This window comes from Haloarchaeobius litoreus, assembly GCF_024495425.1.
In the GTDB taxonomy this organism is placed as follows: Archaea; Halobacteriota; Halobacteria; order Halobacteriales; family Natrialbaceae; genus Haloarchaeobius; species Haloarchaeobius litoreus.
This window is the reverse complement of the sequence record NZ_JANHJR010000002.1, coordinates 854,165-872,660: the sequence shown is the minus strand read 5'-3', so window position 1 is coordinate 872,660 and position 18,496 is coordinate 854,165. Positions and strand designations below refer to the sequence as shown.

24 protein-coding genes are annotated in these 18,496 nt (G+C 68.4%); 9 read left to right on the top strand and 15 right to left on the bottom strand.

Translation table 11 applies throughout. The annotated features are described in order from the left end of the window. Nucleotides 1-15: 15 nt before the first annotated feature. On the top strand, nt 16-300 hold the full coding sequence (locus NOW55_RS11270; protein ID WP_256400189.1) for a PadR family transcriptional regulator: 285 nt from the start codon (nt 16-18) through the stop codon (nt 298-300). A gap of 67 nt (nt 301-367) precedes the next feature. On the opposite strand, the gene NOW55_RS11265 is transcribed toward NOW55_RS11270, so the two are convergent. Then, on the bottom strand, nt 368-1,513 hold the full coding sequence (locus tag NOW55_RS11265) for an acyl-CoA dehydrogenase (protein WP_256400188.1): 1,146 nt from the start codon (nt 1,511-1,513) through the stop codon (nt 368-370). A gap of 184 nt (nt 1,514-1,697) precedes the next feature. Here NOW55_RS11265 and NOW55_RS11260 point away from each other — a divergent pair, with 184 nt between their 5' ends. Beyond that, entirely contained in the window at nt 1,698-2,756 is a 1,059-nt protein-coding gene (locus NOW55_RS11260; RefSeq protein WP_256400187.1) for a phytoene/squalene synthase family protein, read from the top strand. Between the two features lie 9 nt (nt 2,757-2,765). Here the strand turns inward: NOW55_RS11260 and NOW55_RS11255 are convergent, their stop codons facing one another. The 3 genes from NOW55_RS11255 to NOW55_RS11245 are packed head-to-tail and all read right to left on the bottom strand — an operon-like array spanning nt 2,766 to nt 5,353. Continuing rightward, nucleotides 2,766-4,118 carry a hypothetical protein gene (locus NOW55_RS11255; protein WP_256400186.1) on the bottom strand — a complete coding sequence of 451 codons (1,353 nt, stop codon included), beginning with the start codon at nt 4,116-4,118 and terminating at the stop codon, nt 2,766-2,768. Nucleotides 4,119-4,171: 53 nt separating this feature from the next. Then, a complete protein-coding gene (locus tag NOW55_RS11250; RefSeq protein WP_256400185.1) occupies nt 4,172-5,035 on the bottom strand; it encodes a 3-hydroxyacyl-CoA dehydrogenase family protein in 864 nt (287 codons plus the stop codon). Between the two features lie 54 nt (nt 5,036-5,089). Continuing rightward, on the bottom strand, nt 5,090-5,353 hold the full coding sequence (locus NOW55_RS11245; protein ID WP_256299092.1) for a MarR family transcriptional regulator: 264 nt from the start codon (nt 5,351-5,353) through the stop codon (nt 5,090-5,092). A gap of 239 nt (nt 5,354-5,592) precedes the next feature. Between NOW55_RS11245 and pan1 the strand changes: the two genes are divergently transcribed. Continuing rightward, a complete protein-coding gene (gene pan1 / locus NOW55_RS11240) occupies nt 5,593-6,813 on the top strand; it encodes a proteasome-activating nucleotidase Pan1 (RefSeq protein WP_256400184.1) in 1,221 nt (406 codons plus the stop codon). A 24-nt stretch (nt 6,814-6,837) separates the two neighbouring features. Here pan1 and NOW55_RS11235 read toward each other — a convergent pair whose 3' ends face one another. Continuing rightward, nucleotides 6,838-6,972: a hypothetical protein gene (locus NOW55_RS11235; RefSeq protein WP_256400183.1), complete on the bottom strand. Its 135-nt coding sequence runs from the start codon at nt 6,970-6,972 to the stop codon at nt 6,838-6,840. Nucleotides 6,973-7,157: 185 nt separating this feature from the next. Between NOW55_RS11235 and NOW55_RS11230 the strand changes: the two genes are divergently transcribed. Beyond that, nucleotides 7,158-7,706: a GMP synthase subunit A gene (locus NOW55_RS11230; RefSeq protein ID WP_256400182.1), complete on the top strand. Its 549-nt coding sequence runs from the start codon at nt 7,158-7,160 to the stop codon at nt 7,704-7,706. 15 nt (nt 7,707-7,721) lie between these two features. After that, complete coding sequence (locus NOW55_RS11225) at nt 7,722-9,581, top strand: DUF2070 family protein (protein WP_256400181.1); 1,860 nt, start codon at nt 7,722-7,724, stop codon at nt 9,579-9,581. On the opposite strand, the gene NOW55_RS11220 is transcribed toward NOW55_RS11225, so the two are convergent. The 9 genes from NOW55_RS11220 to NOW55_RS11180 form a co-directional block, all read right to left on the bottom strand. Continuing rightward, entirely contained in the window at nt 9,578-9,823 is a 246-nt protein-coding gene (locus tag NOW55_RS11220) for a DUF3194 domain-containing protein (protein WP_256400180.1), read from the bottom strand. The two genes, NOW55_RS11225 and NOW55_RS11220, sit on opposite strands and share 4 nt — an antisense overlap. 4 nt (nt 9,824-9,827) lie before the next feature. Next, complete coding sequence (locus NOW55_RS11215) at nt 9,828-10,205, bottom strand: prefoldin subunit beta (protein WP_256400179.1); 378 nt, start codon at nt 10,203-10,205, stop codon at nt 9,828-9,830. A gap of 97 nt (nt 10,206-10,302) precedes the next feature. Then, entirely contained in the window at nt 10,303-10,557 is a 255-nt protein-coding gene (locus NOW55_RS11210) for a KEOPS complex subunit Pcc1 (protein WP_256400178.1), read from the bottom strand. A 7-nt stretch (nt 10,558-10,564) separates the two neighbouring features. Beyond that, nucleotides 10,565-10,699 carry a DNA-directed RNA polymerase subunit P gene (locus NOW55_RS11205; RefSeq protein WP_256400177.1) on the bottom strand — a complete coding sequence of 45 codons (135 nt, stop codon included), beginning with the start codon at nt 10,697-10,699 and terminating at the stop codon, nt 10,565-10,567. Then, nucleotides 10,696-10,971 (bottom strand): eL43 family ribosomal protein, encoded by a 276-nt coding sequence (locus NOW55_RS11200; protein WP_256400176.1) that lies wholly within the window; start codon nt 10,969-10,971, stop codon nt 10,696-10,698. The genes NOW55_RS11205 and NOW55_RS11200 overlap by 4 nt, the downstream gene beginning before the upstream one ends. A gap of 56 nt (nt 10,972-11,027) precedes the next feature. After that, nucleotides 11,028-11,747 carry a DUF2103 domain-containing protein gene (locus tag NOW55_RS11195; RefSeq protein ID WP_256400175.1) on the bottom strand — a complete coding sequence of 240 codons (720 nt, stop codon included), beginning with the start codon at nt 11,745-11,747 and terminating at the stop codon, nt 11,028-11,030. Between the two features lie 177 nt (nt 11,748-11,924). Next, nucleotides 11,925-13,247 carry a tRNA pseudouridine(13) synthase TruD gene (gene truD, locus NOW55_RS11190; protein ID WP_256400174.1) on the bottom strand — a complete coding sequence of 441 codons (1,323 nt, stop codon included), beginning with the start codon at nt 13,245-13,247 and terminating at the stop codon, nt 11,925-11,927. 3 nt (nt 13,248-13,250) lie between these two features. Further along, entirely contained in the window at nt 13,251-13,589 is a 339-nt protein-coding gene (gene pth2, locus NOW55_RS11185) for a peptidyl-tRNA hydrolase Pth2 (protein ID WP_256400173.1), read from the bottom strand. 35 nt (nt 13,590-13,624) lie between these two features. Further along, complete coding sequence (locus NOW55_RS11180; protein WP_256400172.1) at nt 13,625-14,128, bottom strand: hypothetical protein; 504 nt, start codon at nt 14,126-14,128, stop codon at nt 13,625-13,627. 116 nt (nt 14,129-14,244) lie between these two features. Here NOW55_RS11180 and NOW55_RS11175 point away from each other — a divergent pair, with 116 nt between their 5' ends. The 4 genes from NOW55_RS11175 to NOW55_RS11160 all read left to right on the top strand — a co-directional run bounded on the left by NOW55_RS11175 (nt 14,245) and on the right by NOW55_RS11160 (nt 17,896). After that, nucleotides 14,245-14,946 (top strand): phosphoglycerol geranylgeranyltransferase, encoded by a 702-nt coding sequence (locus NOW55_RS11175; protein ID WP_256400171.1) that lies wholly within the window; start codon nt 14,245-14,247, stop codon nt 14,944-14,946. Between the two features lie 102 nt (nt 14,947-15,048). Beyond that, nucleotides 15,049-17,004 carry a 3-hydroxyacyl-CoA dehydrogenase/enoyl-CoA hydratase family protein gene (locus tag NOW55_RS11170; RefSeq protein WP_256400170.1) on the top strand — a complete coding sequence of 652 codons (1,956 nt, stop codon included), beginning with the start codon at nt 15,049-15,051 and terminating at the stop codon, nt 17,002-17,004. After that, entirely contained in the window at nt 17,001-17,453 is a 453-nt protein-coding gene (locus NOW55_RS11165; RefSeq protein WP_256400169.1) for a PaaI family thioesterase, read from the top strand. The genes NOW55_RS11170 and NOW55_RS11165 overlap by 4 nt, the downstream gene beginning before the upstream one ends. After that, nucleotides 17,450-17,896: a MaoC/PaaZ C-terminal domain-containing protein gene (locus tag NOW55_RS11160; RefSeq protein ID WP_256400168.1), complete on the top strand. Its 447-nt coding sequence runs from the start codon at nt 17,450-17,452 to the stop codon at nt 17,894-17,896. The genes NOW55_RS11165 and NOW55_RS11160 overlap by 4 nt, the downstream gene beginning before the upstream one ends. Before the next feature lie 49 nt (nt 17,897-17,945). On the opposite strand, the gene NOW55_RS11155 is transcribed toward NOW55_RS11160, so the two are convergent. Then, nucleotides 17,946-18,464 carry a winged helix-turn-helix domain-containing protein gene (locus tag NOW55_RS11155; protein ID WP_256400167.1) on the bottom strand — a complete coding sequence of 173 codons (519 nt, stop codon included), beginning with the start codon at nt 18,462-18,464 and terminating at the stop codon, nt 17,946-17,948. Between the last annotated feature and the right edge of the window lie 32 nt (nt 18,465-18,496).

The window sequence follows — 18,496 nt, the reverse complement described above, 5'->3', positions numbered from 1 at the left end:
AGTGAGCACACAGCCATGACGAAGTTCATCCAGAGTGGACGGCGACGCGACCTCTGCTTCCTCCTCCACGACGCCGGCGAGCTCCAGGCGCAGGCGCTGAAGACCCGGCTCGAACGGCACTACGACGAGCGCATCGAGCCGAAGTCGTTCTACGGCGCGCTCGACGCGCTGGAGTCGGCGGGATTCGTCGAGACACACACGGATGGGCTGTACGACGTGTACTCGCTGACCGACGCCGGGCGGGCGCGGGTGGACGAGCACGTGGACTGGGTGGTCGGGCTGACCCGGTCCGGGGAGTAGGGTCGGGCAGGTCGAACGCTGGTGACGGGGCCGTCGAGACGGCCACAGGAAGGAGCGTCGGCGCTGGCTACTCGTCGAGCACCTGGTCGCCGATGGTGTTCCGGAGGACCTCGCTGGTGCCCTCGTAGATCTCGTTGAGCTTCGCGTCGCGGTAGAAGCGCTCGGCGGGGAAGTCCTTCGTGTAGCCGTAGCCGCCGTGGATCTGGATGCCCTCGTTGGCCACCTCGAGGGAGATCTCGGAGGCGTAGAGCTTCGCCTGTGCGGCCTCCTTGATGAACGTCTCGCCGCGGATCTTCTTGTCCGCGGCACGGTGCATCAGCATCTTCGCGGCCTGGATCTTCGTGTCCATGTCCGCGATCTTGTGCTTGATCGCCTGGAACTCGGCGATGGGCTGGTCGAACTGCTCGCGCTGCAGGGCGTACTCCCCCGCCTGGTCGAGCGCGGCGCGGGCGATGCCGACGCCGCGGGCCGCGATGGTGATGCGGCCGCCGTTGAGCGTCTTCAGCGCGTGGACGAACCCGTCGCCCTCCTCGCCGAGCAGGCGGTCGGCGGGGATGCGCATGTCGTCGAAGCGGAGCTCGGCGGTCGGACAGCCCTTGTCGCCGAGCTTGTCCTCGGTTCCCTCGACGTGGAAGCCGTCGTCCTCCTCCGGGCGGACGATGAACGAGGAGATGCCCTTGTTGCCGGCGTCGGGGTCGGTCTTCGCGAAGACCGTGACGGTGTCGGCGACGGAGCCGTTGGAGATCCAGAGCTTGCCGCCGTCGATGACGTACTCGTCGCCGTCGCGCTCGGCGGTCGTCTCCATCGCGGGCACGTCCGAGCCAGCCTGGGGCTCCGAGAGGGCGAACGCGCCGATGTCGGTGCCCTCGGCGAGCGGCGTGAGGTACTCCTGTTTCTGGGCCTCGTCGCCGAACTCGTAGATCATGTTGCCCGCCAGCGAGATGTGCGCGGCGACGATGGTCCCGAGGCCACCGGAGCCCCGCGATATCTCCTCGAGGCCGATGGCGTAGCTGTGGTAGTCGAGGCCGGCACCGCCGTACTCCTCGGGGAACGGCATCCCCATCAGGCCGAGGTCGGCCATCTCCCCCACGAGCTCGGCGGGGAACTCGTCCTCGTGGTCGATCTCGTCGGCGACGGGGACGACCTCCTCGTCGACGAACTCCGCGACCATGTCCCGTATCTGGGCCTGCTCCGCATTGAGGCTGAAGTCCATGGGGGAACGTTCGCCCCTCGCGACTTTACTTTTGTCTTGCACCACGGGCCGGGTCCGAAAAGTATAGACGAGTAGAGGGCTCCTTGTGGTGTATGAGCGAGACGGGCGTGCGGACATCTCCGGACACAGCACCTGCGGTCGTGGCAGGTGGGTTTTTCAGCGTGGAATACACAGGGGAACGTGAATGAACGAGGAACAGGCAGAGTATCCGGTCGACGACGACCTCGCGTGGTGTTACGAGGCGGTGCAGGGCGTCTCCCGCACCTTCGCCATCACCATCGAGGAGCTAGAGGAGCCGACCGCCCGCCACATCTGTCTGGGCTACCTCCTCTGCCGCGTCGCCGACACGGTCGAGGACGCGGGACACATCCCCCCCGCGGAGAAGGCGGACCTGCTGCGTCTCTATGCGGACGTGCTCGATGCCGACGAACCGGCGACCGCCGATGAGTTCAGGAGCGCGGTCGACGAGTGGCTCCCCCAGAAGCTCGACGACGACTGGACCGTCGTCGCCGAGTCGCCCCGCGTCGTGCGGACGTACCGCCGCCTCCCGCCGGAGGCGAAGGAGGCCATCCTCCCGCCGGTGCTCGAACTCACGAACGGGATGGCCGAGTTCGTCGAGCGCCACGCGGAGTCGGGTGGACTGCGCATCCAGACGCTCGACGAGCTGGAGGAGTACTGCTGGTACGTCGCGGGCACCGTCGGCTCGCTGGTGACCGGTCTCGTGACCCGTGGCACGACCGACACCCGCGAGTCTCGGCTCCGCGAGAACGCCCGGTCGTTCGGGCTGCTCCTCCAGCTGGTAAACGTCGCGAAGGACGTCAGCGACGACTACCACGAGGAGAACAACGTCTACCTGCCGGCGGAGTGGCTCGAATCGGAGGGCGTCGACCGCGACGCGGTGTGTGACCCCGAGAACGAGGAGGCGGTCGCGACGGTCATCGAGCGCGTCGTCGACCACGCCTCCGGCTACCTCGACGACACGCAGACCTACCTCGAAGCCCTCCCGGAGCGCCGGGGGAACACGCTGTCGGCGTGGGGCATCCCGTACCTGCTCGCCGTGGCGACCCTGCGCGAGCTCCGCGAGCGACCGGCCGACGTGGTCCGCGAGGGCGGCGTGAAGGTCTCGCGGATGGAGGTCATCGCCATCATCCGCTGGTTCCGCGAGGGCGGCGACCGGCAGGCGCTCGAACGGGTGCGCCAGACCATCGAGCAGAAGCCGCTGCACGAAGCCGACCTCTCCTGAGGGGGCGGATCAGGCGGCTTCCGCGGTCGTTTCTTCGGTGTCCGACGACTCCGCGAGCTCCGCCCTCGCCGACTCCCGCCGGCCCAGCGCGTAGAGCGCGACCCCCGGCACGAGCGTCCCGACCGTCCAGAGCAGGAGGGTGTAGGCGGGCGCGCTCCACGGCGAGACGAACGGGAGCGCGGCGAGCGTCGGTGCCAGCAGTGCGACGAGCGCGACCGGGAGCGCCGCGAGCGTCCCGCGTTCGTGGGCCGCGCCGAGCAACAGGAACAGGATAACGGTCGTCGTCCACGTGCCCAGGAGCCGATTCGGGCCGGTCGCCCCGACGATGACCAGCCAGCAGCCGCTCGCAGCCGGGAACACCCACCAGGCGTACCTGTCGAGGGCGATGCGGTCGCCCCAGAGCGCGAACAGGGCCGCGATGCCCGCTGCGACGAGCGTCTGGGGGACCAGCGAGACGAGCCCGAGTCCGACGAAGATCGCCGGGTCCACGTCCAACCCGTCGATACTCGTCCCGAGCAGGAACAGGCCGACGCCGGCCGCGAGCAGCACGGGTGCGACGACACCGCCGACGAGGCCGATGCGGGACGCGAGTCCGTCGCCAGTTCGGTCCGGTCCGAGGCGGTCGCCGTCGCGGAACAGCCCGGCGAGTACGGCGGCGAACAGGAGCGTCGGGACCGCGACGACCGAGAGGACCCCGGCGAGTGACCGTCCGACGACGGCCATCCCGACCGCGAGGTAGCTCGCCCCGGTGGCGACGACTCCGCCGTCGGCACCGAAGGCGAGGTACGTCTCGGAACCGATCCCCGTCTGCTCGGTCCAGACGATCGCGTCGCCCTCGACCGTCGCGGTGTCGGGGACGAGCGTCGGGGCGGTGCCGTCGGGACCGTGGACGGCGAGTCTGTCGGCGTGGACCGTCACCCCCGCTGCCTCGTGCGACGGGAACAGGCCGTCGGCGACGACGACACCGCCGAGCCCGCTGTGGGCGAAGTCGGCAGAGGTGAACGTCGCGACGAGCGTCCGGTCCTCGACGCGCGTCTCGAGGCTCGCCACCTCGTCGACGACGGTTCGGCGGGTGAGTTCGTCCCGGACGCGGTCGCGACGTTCGGCGGGAGCGTCGCGCAACTCGTCGGCTGTCCGCTCGTCGAGGGTCGCGCGGACGGTCCAGTTCGCGGTGCCGTCGTCCTGGACCCGGACGACGACCTCGCTGCGCTCGACGCCGCCATCGAGCGCGTCGTCGGTGCAGAGGCCACAGACCGCCTCGGGCGGCGGTGCGGCGGTGACGGGTGCGGTCGCTGGCAGGGCGACGGCCGCGAGCGCGAGGAGCGTCAGGGCGGCGACCACCCCTGAACGGTGGAGGGACATCGTTCGTTCCGACGGCGGCCGGCGATAAGAAAATTTGGACGGTACGCGCCAGGCTACTCGTATTCGTAGAAGCCCGTGCCGGTCTTCTTGCCGAGGTCGCCCGCGTCGACCTTGCGCTTGAGCAGGTAGGCGGGCTTGTAGCGGTCGCCGAGCTCCTCGTGGAGCGTCTCGCTGGCGTGGAGACAGACGTCGAGGCCGATGTGGTCGGCGAGTTCGAGGGGGCCCATCGGGACGTTCGTGCCGAGTTTCATCCCGCGGTCCATGTCGTCCTTGGTGGCGACGCCCTCGTCGTAGGCGCGGATGCCCTCGTTGATCCAGGGCATGAGCACGCGGTTGGTGACGAAGCCGGGTTTGTCGTCGGACTCCCAGGTGGTCTTGCCGAGCGCCTCGGCGATGCCGTGAGCGAGGTCGAGCGCGTCCTCGCCGGTCTTCTCACCGTCGACGACCTCGACGCCCTCCATGATGGGGACGGGGTTCATGAAGTGCAGGCCGACGACGCGTTCCGGTGACTCGGTGGCGGCGGCGATGGTCGTGATGGAGAGCGTGCTGGTGTTCGTCGCGAGCAGGCAGTCGTCGTCGACCACGTCTTCGAGATCGGCGAAGATGTCCTGCTTGACGTCCATGTTCTCGACGGCCGCCTCGACGACCACGTCGCAGTCGGCGAGGTCGCCGAGGGCGGTGGTGCCGTCGATGCGGTCGAGCGCCGCGTCGGCGTCCTCGCGGGAGAGTGTCTCCTTGCCGACGAAGCGGTCGAGGCTGCTCTCGATGGAGTCGAAGCCGTTCTCGACGAACTGCTCCTCGATGTCGCGCATCGTCACGGCGTAGCCGTTCGTCGCGGCGACCTGTGCGATGCCGCTGCCCATGGTGCCCGCGCCGACGACGCCGATACGCTCGATGCTGTCGAGGTCGTGTACCATGGCTCGACGTTCGACAGATTGGCCCCTAAGCGTGCCGATACGACGGCGACGGGCTCACTCGACCGTGAGGGTGTAGAGTCGCTTACGGGCGTCGGAAAACGAGAACCGCGAGTGGACGACGTTCTCTTCCTCGAGGCGGTTCAGCGCGTAGCGGACGGTGCGCGGCGGGAGCAGCGTCTCCTCGGCGAGTTCGCTCTGGGTCAACGTGTCGTTGTACTCCAGGACCTTCGCGACGAGCTTCGCGCTCGGTGGCAGGTCCCGTACGTCGTCCCAGCTACCGGTGGGAGGTTCGCTCGTTCTTGGCTCGGTTGCGCTCATCGTGTCCCACTGTTGGGCATACCCCGTAATAATACTTGCTCATTCAGAATATTACTGTTGGGAATGTGCGCTGTGGTTCCACCCGCACCGACCCGCTGACGGGCCACAGTCACGGGCCGAAGCGTCCCCCGGGTCCAGGACACCCGCCGGCGGCCGTGAATCCCGGCGACGCCCGCTGAGACCGGCGGTTCCGTACGGCACCCGAAGCCTCTTAAGAATCAGTGCCTTATGAAACGCTGATGACCGACACGGTGGACGACGTCGACCTCCCCTACAACGAGGAGGAGACGTCCAAACAGGAGAAGATCGCGGCGTTGCAGGAGCGGCTCGAGGTGCTGGAAGCGCAGAACGACGAGATGCGCGACAAGCTCCTCGACGCCAACGCGGAGAACAACAAGTACCAGCAGAAGCTGGAGCGGCTCACCCACGAGAACAAGAAGCTGAAGCAGTCGCCGCTGTTCGTCGCCACCATCCAGGAGCTGACCGACGAGGGCGTCATCATCAAGCAGCACGGGAACAACCAGGAGGCGCTCACCGAGGTCACCGACGAGATGCGCGCGGAGATCGAACCCGACATGCGCGTCGCCGTCAACAACTCTCTCTCTATCGTGAAGACGCTGAGCAACGAGACCGACGTCCGCGCCCGCGTGATGGAGGTCACCGAGAGCCCCGAGGTCTCCTACGGCGACATCGGCGGCCTCGAAGAGCAGATGCAGGAGGTCCGCGAGACCGTCGAGATGCCGCTGGAGAAGCCCGAGATGTTCACCGAGGTCGGTATCGACCCGCCGTCCGGCGTCCTCCTCCACGGCCCGCCGGGGACGGGGAAGACGATGCTGGCGAAGGCCGTCGCGAACGAGACCGACGCCACCTTCATCAAGATGGCCGGCTCCGAGCTCGTCCACAAGTTCATCGGCGAGGGCGCGAAGCTCGTCCGCGACCTGTTCCAGGTCGCCCGCGACCACGAGCCCGCCGTCATCTTCATCGACGAGATCGACGCCATCGCCGCCAAGCGCACCGAATCCAAGACCTCCGGCGACGCCGAGGTCCAGCGTACGATGATGCAGCTGCTCTCCGAGATGGACGGCTTCGAGGAACGTGGCGACATCCGCATCATCGCCGCGACGAACCGCTTCGACATGCTCGACCGCGCCATCCTCCGCCCCGGCCGGTTCGACCGCCTCATCGAGGTGCCCAAGCCCGACGTGGAAGGTCGCGAGATCATCTTCCAGATCCACACTCGCGACATGAACGTCTCCGACGATGTCGACTACGCCGAGCTCGCCGAGTTGGCAAACGAGGCATCCGGTGCCGACGTGAAGGCGATCTGTACCGAGGCCGGGATGTTCGCCATCCGCGACGACCGCCGGACCATCGAGAAGCGCGACTTCGAGGAGGCCTGGGAGAAGATCCAGGCGGAGAGCAACGAGAACGAGGACGAGATCTCGAAGACGTTCGCCTGAGACCGGTTCGTTTTCGCTGCGGTCCTACAGTACGCTGAAGAGCGCCAGCGGCACCACGAACAGCAGGACGAACATCACGGCGAGCAGCAGGCCGTAGCCGCCGAACGTCCCGACGACCGTGAGCCAGGACGGGTGGTCGGGGTCGATTGGGAGTTCCATGCACGACCCGTGTGGTGCGTGGGTCTTAGGTACACCGGTCCAGAACCATCCGTCCCGACGCTACCGTCCCCTGGACCCGGTACTCCGGAGGTGTCGGGAGCACTCTGACGGATACCTCTGCGACATCGTTCAGACAGCACCAGATGTCGGACGGTTTTTGAGGACCCGCGCGCTACCGGAGGGTAATGACGCGCATCGTCGTGGTGGACAACCACGGGCAGTTTACACACCTTGAACACCGGGCACTGCGGGATATGGGAGTCGAGAGCGAGGTCGTCGACAACGAGACACCAGCCTCGGACGTCGAGGCCGATGGCATCGTTCTCTCCGGCGGCCCCGACATGGACCGGCGCGGGGAGTCGGCCACGTACCTGGAGATGGACGTCCCAGTGCTCGGCATCTGTCTCGGCATGCAGATCATCGCGAAGGAGCTCGGCGGGTCGGTCGGCGCGGGCGAGTACGGTGGCTACGCCGACGTGACCGTCGATATCCTCGACGAGGACGACCCACTCGTCGGCTCGCTCGCCCCCGAGACGCGAGTCTGGGCGAGCCACGCCGACGAGGTCACGGCGGTCCCCGAGGGCTTTGCCATCACTGGCCGGTCCGACGTCTGCGACATCGAGTCGATGAGCGACCCCGACCGCGACCTCTACGGCGTCCAGTGGCACCCCGAGGTCAGCCACACCGAGGAGGGACAGGAAGTGTTCGAGAACTTCCTCGCGCTGTGTGAGTGAGACCGGGGAAGCACGATGACCACCACCCAGGGCGACCTCGCGAGCCTCTCGCGGTACATCTTCCGCGCCCCACAGTGGTACACGAGTCTCGCGTTCGCGATGGTGGTCGCCGGTGTCACCGGTGTCGGCGTCTTCGACGACGGCTTCTTTCTCGAAGGGTTCACGCAGGGTATCTTCTTCATCGGCGTCCCGACGGTCGTCGCGAGCCTGCTGACGGGGGCCGTCGACCAGCGACTCGGCGGACAGCTCACCGCCGGCCGCTCGTCGCTGCTCGCGCTGCTCTGTGAGATACTCGTCGTCGTCTTCCTCGCCGTCGGCGGGGTCGTGGCGCTGGTGGGTGGCTTCGGCCAGAACTTCGTGTTCGACGTGCTGTACGCCGGCCTCGCGTCCATCTTCGCGCTCCGGCTGCTGATCGTCGCCGCGGTGTCGAGCCACTCCATCCCCCGTGCTGCGGTTCCGGCGAGCATCCAGACCGTCGCCGCCGCGGCGCTCCTGTTCGTCTACAGCGGGACGAGCCGCTATCTCGAGGTCGGTGGCCCGCTCGTCCAGGCGTACCTCTCGCGGGCCGAACACACCGAGATACAGCTCTCGCCCATCGTCCCCGGCGACTTCGTCATCCTCGGACTCGTCTGCCTGCTGTACGGCTCGGCGGTGTGGCTCTTCCTCGTCATCATCGACCGACCGTGGAAGCGCAGCCTCGGCGTCTCCGTGCGGGACTTCCTCGGCGGCTTCATCGGCCACATCGCCGAGGACTCGCGCGAACTCGAGACCTTCTTCGAGGAGCTCGGCGAGGAGGCCCTCGTGCCGGTGACCGTCCTCGGCTTCCGCCGCGGCGACGGCTCCGAGAAGGCCCGGGCCGTCCTCCCGATGGTCCACCCCGGTCCGATGGGCGAGATCGGTGGCGGGAACCTGCCCGAACGGGTCGCCCGCGCGACAGAGGGGATGGCGCTCCCGCCACACGCGACCGCCGGTCACGACTTCAACCTCGTCACCGAGCGCGAGGTCGACACCATCGTCGAGACGGCCGCCGCTGCGAACGACGCGCTCTCCGTCGGTGGCGGCGCGACGAGGAGCGTCCGGACAACCTCGGGCGACGCGAAGCTGCTAGCGCAGGCGTTCGGCGACGACATCCTGCTCGTGAACACGCACTCCCCCAGATTCGCCGACGACGTGGACTACGCGGTCGGCCTCTCCGCCGTCGCGGAGGCGCGCTCCGGCGGTTTCGACGAGGCGTTGCTCGTGGACGCCCACAACTGCAACAACGGCCTCCGCGGCGACGACCTCGGCCACGTCACGCCGGGGAGCGAGCGCTCGTTCGACATCATGGAGGCCGCACGCAAGGCCGCCGAGGAGCTCCACGACGCCGAACGCAACCCGTTCGAGCTCGGCGTCGCCTGGGAGCCCACCGACTGGGAGCCCGAGGACGGTATCGGCCCCCTCGGCGTCCGGGTGGCCTGCGTCGACGTCGCCGACGAGGTGACGGCGTACGTGCTCGTGGACGGGAACAACATGGAGCCCGGCGTCAGAGAACGACTCATCGACGGCCTCCCCGACGCGGTCGACCGCGCCGAGGTGATGACCACCGACACACACGTCGTCAACAGGGTCGAGTCGAGCAACCAGGTCGGTGAGGCGCTCGACGTGGACGAACTCGTCGAACTGGTCGCCGACCTCGCCGACCGTGCACTCGCCGACCGCGAACCTGTCGAGGCCGGGATGGCCACGGAGCGCGCTCGCGTCACGGTGTTCGGCAACGACAGAACGGAGACGCTGGCGAGCCACGCCAACGCGATGGTGTCGATGGGCGGGGCGCTCGCCGTGTTGTTGACGATGGCCGCGATGGGCCTGAGTGTCGTCGTCTTCCTGCTGTCCTAGGCGTCCTCGAACAGCTCGTCGACGGCCGCCTGCGCCGCGCGTGCGGCCTCGTCGGCGACCGCCTCCGCGTCGGCGTCGCCCTCGGGCGCGTTCAGGTAGACGTCGACGTCGAGCACGCCGTCCTCGAACGTGACGGTCACGTCGAGGTCGCGGACGTTCGACTGCTTGAAACGGGAGCGGACGAGGCCTTCGGCCGCCTCAGCGGCGACCTGCACGACCTCCTCGTCCGTCGGTTCGCTCATCCGATTACGCGCCGCCGGCGCCGCCCATGCCGCCGCCCATACCGCCGAGCATGTTCTGGAGCTCCTCCTGGAGCGACTCGAACTGCTCCTGGACGCGCTCTTCCTGCTTCTCGAGGGTCTCGACGCGAATCTCCAGGCTGGAGACCTTGTCGTCGAGTGCCTCGCTGGCCTCGTCGTAGTCCGTGGCGACGAGCAGCTCACCGACCTCGCGGTACATCTGTGTGTCCTCGTCGATGTCCTCGAGCTCGTCGAGGGCCGTCTGGGCCTCGGTGAGCTGAGAGTCGGCCTCCTGCTTCTGCATAGCGACCTGCTGTGCCGTCTCCTGCAGGTCCTGCAGCTCCTCTATCTTCTCCTGTGCTTCCGGCGGCAGATTTCCTTGCATACTCTGCTGGATGGTTTCCGCCCTGAAAAACCCCCGCTTTCCCGGGCGCGAGACAGACCCACGCTCAGCCGGGGTGAAAGCGCACACAGGCGACGGGTCAGGAGCCGGTTACGAGCCCCCGCGTGCGCTCGGCCACGTCGACGAGTCGAATCCACGTGTTGATCCCGGCACGCAGCGCGACCCGGTCCGCGGCCGCAACGGTCACGACGACGGTGCTACCGTCGCGTCGGAGGCTGGTTGTGGAGCGGTCGCTCGCGATCTCACCGACCTCCGGACGGACGCTCTCGGCGACCAGCGTCGCCGTCGCGTCGTCGTCGTACTCGAACTCCAGAACGGTCTCGTTCGCGGGCATCGCCCGCCTACCGCACGTCGACGTCCTTGATGTCGGTGCTACGCTCCTTCAGCAGGACGCGGTGCCCGCAGTAGGGACAGCGGACGCCGCCGTACTCGTCGAGCGTCACGTCACGCTTGCAGCGCGAGCACTTGTAGCTCATTCGTCGTCGTCGCTGTCGTCGGCGAGCGCGGCGCGGATGGAGCGCCGGACGGTCTTGCCCGCGGGCGTCTGGGCGCGGTACGTGCCACCGGTGAACTTCTCGCCGGTCTCCTCGTTGACCCAGATGCCGGTGCCGACGCGCTTGACGTCGTCGCCATCGACCTTGGAGTTCCGCATCTCGTCCTCGATCTCGGCGACACGGCGTCGCGAGACACGACCGTAGCGTGCGCCGAAACGACCGGCGCTACCGGTCTTTCCCTTTTTCTTGGCCATGATACCAGTTCATACCGTCAGCCCGCAAATAAACCTGTTGAGTTGGAACGCCCGCGTCAGCCCAGGTCGGCTGTCGTGAGCGCTTCGTTCAGATCCTCACGGACGCGTTCACCCATCTCCCGGTCGCCAGCCGTCGTGACGACACGGTTCTCCTGAACACTGGAGCCGTCCCGGATGAGCATCCGAACGTTGCCGTTGCCGTCGGCCCGGGTCACCTTCGCACCGACGCTCGCCTGCGAGCTCGACCCGCCGGCATCGATCGGGCCCGGGATGACCTTCTTCACGTGCGGGTGTTCGGCGACGGTCCGGATGGCTGTCTGTCCCGTACGGCCCCCGATGAGCGTCGAGTGCGCGCCCCCGATCTTCTCCCGGGGCGCGAGGTCGACGACGTCGAGGCCCGACTCGCCCAGCCCGCCAATCGCCGCCGCGACGGGGTCTTCGCCGTCCACGCGGTAGAACTCGTGGTGGAGCTGGGCGCGCGTCTCCCGGACGACGGCGCGGTCGCCCGCCGCGTACACCGTCTCCGGGCGCTTCCGGCGAATCTCGTCTGCCACGCGACCCGCGAAGTTTCGGAACTCGACGACGCCGGTCTCCTCGCCGTCGTCGGGCACCGTCGTCACCGTCGTCTCGCCGACGACCTCCTCGCCGTCGAGTACCGTGACGGTCGCCCGCTCGCGAGCACAGTCGACGACCACGGCGTCGCAGTTGGCGGTGTGGCAGGTGAGACAGTAGTCTCCCGGCCGTTCGAGCGACGTCTCACACCGCCTGCAGTCCATATCAGGCGGTAACCGTCGGCTGGCCTAAAGCCGTGCGGTTCGAGCACCCGCGAACGAGATCCGCGACAGAGGGTTCAAATACGGAGCCGGGCCCACGACCGGCGTGCCCTGACCAGCAGCCGTGGACCGCGTAGCGGGTGCGCGACGCAACGGTCCACGCGAGGAGAGCGTCGCCTGTCAGCCAAGTTCGACCGGGTCCACCTTCAGGTACTCGCGCAGCAGGACGGTGGCGTAGGAGCCCTTCGGGAGCGAGAACGAGAACGTCAGGGGCTCCTGTGCCACGTCGAGGGCCGTCCCCACGAGTACCGCACGCCGCGTTCCCTCGCTGTGGAACTCGCCCGGGAGGTCGAAATCCGACCCCGTGAGCGACAGCTCCGAGAGCACCGCCCGCTCGATCTCGCCCTGCTCGCCGTCGGCCAGCTCCGTCTCGGTCCCGACGAGCGGTGCGGTCACGAACGCCCGGCCGCGCTCGCAGTGACGTGCGACGGTGTCGACGCGACGCTCGGTCACGCGCTGCTCGCGGTCAACGTCCGGTAACGGGAACGCCTCGGGCGCGTCGGCGTCGGCGAAGCAGACCACGTCGCCGGCCACCGGCTTCGTGAACGGGAGCCCGCGCTCCAGCCGCCGGCTCAGCATCAGGTTGAACGCGTACGACTGTGCGGCGTGGACGAACAGCCGCTGGAGGTTCTCCGGCAGTGTCTCGATAGCCTCGCGGAAGTCGGCGGGGTCCTCGCCGCCGTTCTCGACGAGCGTGTGGAGCATCGACCGCTCGAATCGGAGCCCGCCGGGGAACGCCTCCAGCGCGTCCGCCCAGGCCGCGCCGTCGTCGACGAGCTCCCGCGCCTCGCGGGTCGCCTCGCGCTCGTCGGGATGCGGGTTGCCCACGTAGGTCCGCACCGCGGCCTCCCAGTCGCCGCGGACGATGTCGAGGCCGACCTCGTGCGTGACCGGCCGGATGCTCCCGAAGCGCTGCTGGCCGAAGAAGTTGGGGACAGCGACGTCGCCGTCGCCGAACTCGCGCAGCTCCGTTGTCACGCGGTCCGCAGCGACCGGGTCGTCGGGGTCAGAGACGACGATCTCGAACTCGTTGCCGAGCAGGTCGCCGAACTGGAGGGCACGGCCGGCGCGGCCGACGATTTCGAGGTCCGCGCGCGAGAGCGACGGCAGGTCCTCAGGGTCGACGCCCTGCAGTGTGAACAGCTGCGTCGACACCGCGCGCTTGTCCTTCGTGCCGGCCCACGAGACGCGGCCGCGGCTCATCCCGAGCTCGTTCGAGAGCCGGCGGACGAAGTCGTTCGTGTCCCAGCCGCGGAGCGTCGCGCGCACGACGAGGTACGGGTAGTCGCCCGTGGGCGCGTCGACGGGGTTCGTCTCGAACCGCTCGCGCTCGACGACCCGGAAGTGCTCGTCCTCGGCGCGGAGTCGGCCACCGACGCCGTCGTCGTCGCTCACGTAGTGCTCGATGCCGACGGCCCGTTCGCGTGGATGTGCCTCGCGCATCGCTCAGAACAGCGAGAGGTGGCCGGTGACACGGTCGACGACCTCGTCCTCTCCGGGGCCAACGGCGAGCGTGGTCACGGTGCCGGAGTCGAGCTGCGTGTGCCCGGCGTCCCGGATGATGGCGTGGGGGAGTCGTTCGGACTCGGCCCTGTCGGCGAGCTCGAACAGCTCCGACTCGCCGCTTCCCTTCAGGACGACCTTCTTCTGTCCGGAGCCCTTCCACGCCTTCCGGGTTCGTGAGTCGGCGTCCTCGTACGCGCTGAGCGACGCGTGGGCGACCTGTGCGGCCAGCTTCCCCTGGCCCATGCCGATGTCGGTCCGCGCGACGATGGCCTGTTTCATGTCGAGGTCGAGGGGTGGCGCGAGTAAAACGGTGGCTATCCATTGCCTGCGCCGCCGAGCAGGTCGTGCTCCGCGATGAACGCCCGGTTCACCGCCTCGGAGTAGCTCAGCAGCGTCAGCAGCCGGTCGCGTGCGTCGGCGTCGTCGGTCCCACCGGCGACCACGAAGACGCCGTGCCTGACGGCCACGTCCATCCCGTAGAAGCGGCCCTGATCCCGGATGCGGCTCGCCAGCGCGGTGGCGTCGGACTCGGTCTCCATCCGGAGGGCGGCGATCTCGAAGGTGGTGCCGTCGTCGGCCTCGTAGGTGGCGAGCTGGCCGGCGTTCGCGCCGACCGCGCCACCGGTCGTCCGCAGTCCGACGATTTCGAGCCCGCCCTCCGGGCTCGGGAGGACGGCCCGGGGTGGCGCGTCGTCGTCGGGGCGACGGGCGATCCCGCTGGCCGTGTCCGAGCCGGAGCCACCCGAGAGCTCGGAACAGCCGGCGACTCCCGTCGCGGTTGCGAGACCGGCCAGCCGCAGCACTCGTCTTCGTCGCATTCGACCGTGTCTTCCGTCCGACCGGGGTTAACCGTTCGTCCGGTTTCGAGTTCCGACTCACGCGCCGAGTTCACCGTATCGAAGGGGTTTTGGTCGCACGTGAGGTTCGACCGGGTATGAGCGCAGCCTGGGAGGACTGGAACCACATCCTCAAGCTCGACCCCGACAAGGACCTCGTCGAGGGCGAGACGTTCGAGGACGTGTGTGCGACGGGTACGGACGCCATCGAGATCGGCGGGACGCTGGGGATGACCGAGGAGAACATGCGCGAGATGATCCAGGCGTGTGCGGACTACGACGTCCCCATCTACCAGGAACCGTCGAACCCGAGCGTTGTCGTCGACAGCGACGCGCTGGACGGCTACCTCATCCCGACGGTGTTCAACGCCGGCGATATCTTCTGGGTCACCGGCGCACACAAGGAGTGGGTTCGCATCGAGGGTGGCCTCGACTGGGACCGTACGACGACGGAGGCGTACATCGTGCTGAACCCGGAGGCGAGCGTCGCCGAGTACACCGACGCGAACTGCGATCTCACGACGGACGACGTGTCGGCCTACGCCGAGGTCGCGGAGAAGATGTTCGGCCAGAAGATCGTCTACCTCGAGTACTCGGGGATGCTCGGTGACCCCGAGACCGTGCAGGCGGCCGCGGACGCACTCGAGGAGGCGACGCTGTTCTACGGCGGTGGCATCCACGACTACGAGTCCGCGAACCTGATGGCCGAACACGCCGACGTGGTCGTCGTCGGCGACCTCGTCCACGACGAGGGCGTCGATGCGGTCGCCCGGACCGTCGACGGCGCGAACGACGCCTGACCGCCGGCGGCCCGTTACCGTTGTTTCGTATTCTCTCCCTCTGTTTAACAGTCGTAAACCCTGCCCGGTGGAGTTAAGCCGCTCGTGGGCACACGTCCCTGCATGACAGTCGATGGCATCACCCGGGTCGCGGTGCTCGGTGCGGGCAACATGGGACATGGTATCGCCGAGGTCGCCGCCCTCGCCGGCTATCAGGTGACGATGCGCGACGTGGAACAGGGGCTCGTCGACGAGGGGTACGGGAACGTCGAGTGGAGCCTGCAGAAGCTCGCCGAGAAGGAGCGAATCGACGAGTCACCCGAGACGGTGCTGACCCGGCTCGACACGACGGTCGACCTCGCCGAGGCGGTCACCGGCGCGGACCTCGTCGTCGAGGCCGCACCCGAACGGATGGACCTCAAGCGCGAGATCTTCGCCGAGGTCGAGGCACACACCGACGAGGGGACCATCCTCGCGTCGAACACCTCCAGCCTGAGCATCACGGGCATCGCCGAGGCCGTCTCGGACCCCAGCCGCGTCGTCGGGTTGCACTTCTTCAACCCGCCGGTCAAGATGGACCTCGTCGAGGTCGTCCACGGCGAGAAGACGGCCGGGTCCGTCGCCGAGAAGGGTGCCGAGTTCGTCGAGTCGCTGGGCAAGACCCCCATCCACGTCCGCAAGGACGTCCAAGGGTTCGTCGTCAACAGCATCCTCGGCCCGTTCGGCGGCGAGCCGGCGTGGATGGTCTCGGAGGGCGAGGCGGCGATTCGGGAGGCCGACGCCGCGATGGTCCACGAGCGGGGCTACCCGATGGGGCCGTTCGAGCTCGCGGACCTGACCGGCATCGACGTGGGCCACCACGTCCGGACCGAGGGCGGTATCCCGGTCCCACCCATCGCGGAGGAGAAGGTCGAGGCGGGCGACCTCGGGCGCAAGACCGGCAGGGGCTACTACGACTACGAGGACGGCGACGGAGCCGACTACGAGCCGGAGGATGCGGGCGAGTTCGACACGCTGCGCGTCGAGGCCCGGATGGTCAACGAGGCGGCGAAGCTCGTCGGCGACGGTGTGGCGACGCCCGACGCCGTCGACACGGGAACCCGACTGGGGGCCGGCTTCGCGACGGGGCCGTGTCGCCGCGGCGACGAACTCGGTCTCGACACCGTGCTCTCGAAGCTCCGCGAGCTGTACGACGAGACGGGCGCGGACCGGTACGAGCCCGCCGACCACCTCGTCGAACTCGTCGAGGCCGGCCACACCGGCGAGGCCGCCGGACGGGGGTTCTACGAGTACGACACCGGCGACGGGCCGGGGCCGTACCGGCTGCTGAACTACGAGGTTGCGGACGGGCTGCTCGCGGTCGAGCTCGACCGGCCAGAGCGCATGAACGCGCTCTCGGCGGACCTGCTCGACGAGATCGCCGACCTGTTCCAGTCGGTCGACACGGACGAGATTCGGTGTGCGACCATCGAGGGGGCCGGCGACCGGGCGTTCAGCGCCGGCGCGGACATCGGCGGCTTCGCCGACGTGGAGCCGACCGACGTGATGGACGTGACGCCCGCGTTCGAGGCGGTCAACGACTTCCCGCGGCCGGTGCTCGCGAAGGTCGACGGCTACTGTCTCGGCGCGGGGCTGGAACTCGCGCTCGCCTGTGACCTCCGAATCGCCACGGGGGGCTCGGAGTTCGGCTGTCCCGAGATCCGGCTCGGACTCATCCCCGGCGGCGGCGGCACACAGCGGCTCCTCCGCATCCTCGGCGAGACGCGGGCGAAGGAGCTCGTCTTCCGCGGCAACCGCATCAGCGCCGAGCGCGCCGAGGACTGGGGGCTCGTCAACCGCGCGGTGCCGGCCGACGAGTTCGACGCGACCGTCGACGAGTTCTGCGACGACCTGCTGTCGGGGCCGCCGCTCGGGCTGAAGGTCGCCAAGAAGGTGCTGAACGAGGGCGACGACGCGAGCCTGGCCGCCGCGCTGGCGATGGAGAGCCAGGGCTTCGGCCTGCTGATGAGCACCGACGACGTGGTCGAGGGGACGACCGCGTTCGCACAGGACCGCGAGCCGGAGTTCGAGGGCCGATGACCCGGCCGGAGTTCGCCCACGACGACATCGCGACGGCGTACCAGCAGTACATCGACGGCCACGGCTTCCTCTCGTGGCTCGGGCTCTCCGTCGAGACGGTCGAGGACGGCCGCGTCGTCTTCGCCGCGCCATACGACGAGAAGCTGACGAACCCCGCCTCCGACGGCGTCGTCCACGGCGGTATCACGGCCTCGCTGGTCGACACCGCCAGCGGCTTCGCGCTCCGGACGACGTTCGACGACCCAGCGACCGCGCGGCTGACGACGACGGACCTGGACGTGTCGTACCTCCGGCCTGCCACGGGCGATCTGCGGGTCGAGGCCGAGGTCATCCGCGCGGGCTCGTCGATGGGCGTCACCGACGCGCTGGTCACGACCGAGCGCGAGGACGGCGAGTGGGTCGACGTGGCCGTCGGTCGAACGAGCTACCGGCTCATGGGGGAGCCATGAGATTCGCGGACACCGAGGTCGGCGACGGTCGGCGCACCGCGGGCCGGACCATCACCGAAGCCGACCTCGTGAACTTCGCGGGCGTCAGCGGCGACTTCAACCACCTCCACACCGACGCCGAGCGGATGGAGAGGTCGGAGTACGGCGAACGGATCGCTCACGGCGCGCTCGTCTTCTCCATCGCCACGGGCCTGCTCTGGCAGGAGCGCGCTGGCGGCGGCGAGAGCAGTTCCGACGTGGTGGCGTTCTACGGCGTCGACCGCCTGCGCTTTCGCGCACCGACGTTCGTCGGCGACACCATCCACGTCGAGACGGCGGTCGTCGAGCTGGAGGAGCGCCCGGACCACCCCGATGCCGCCGGCGTGGTGCGCGAGGAGGCCGAGGTCGTCAACCAGGACGGGACCGTCGTGCTGTCGTGCGAACTGCTCGCGCTTGTTCGGTGAGTGGCTGGCGCGCGGGACAGTCAATAGTGTAACCGAGATACCGTCCGATTCAGTGCTCCTCGTCCAGCGCCTCGAAGATCTCGGGGTCGGTCCCGAACTTCAGGACGTTGTGGATGACGGAGTTCCGCAGGTTCGAGACGACCTTGCCGTGGCGCTTGTAGAACTCGTGGATCCAGCGGGACTCCTCCTCGCGCGTGGCGAACATCATGACGGACTTCCACTGGTACTCCCCGTCCGAGAGGAAGTAAAAGAGGGTGTGCTCGCTGTCGCGGATGTACTCCATGGCGTCGCGCCACTCGTCGGCGAAGTGCTCGGGGTCGAACTTGAACTCGAACAGCCCGAAGATGAAGTACTCCTCGTTGGGGATGATGGCCTCGCGGAAGACGCCCTGCTCGCGCATCTTCCGGATGGTCTCGCTGACGGTGACGTGGGAGACGTCGATGTCGTACTCGGACGCGAGGATGTCGGTCAGCTCGCGCGATGAGCGCTGTGGATTGGCAGCGAGTTCGCGGAGGATGACCACGTCGCGCTCCTTGAACGTCCAGTCGGGTGCGTCGTCGTCGGTCATGTCGGTGCCGTCTCGTTCGGATGGGGTATCAG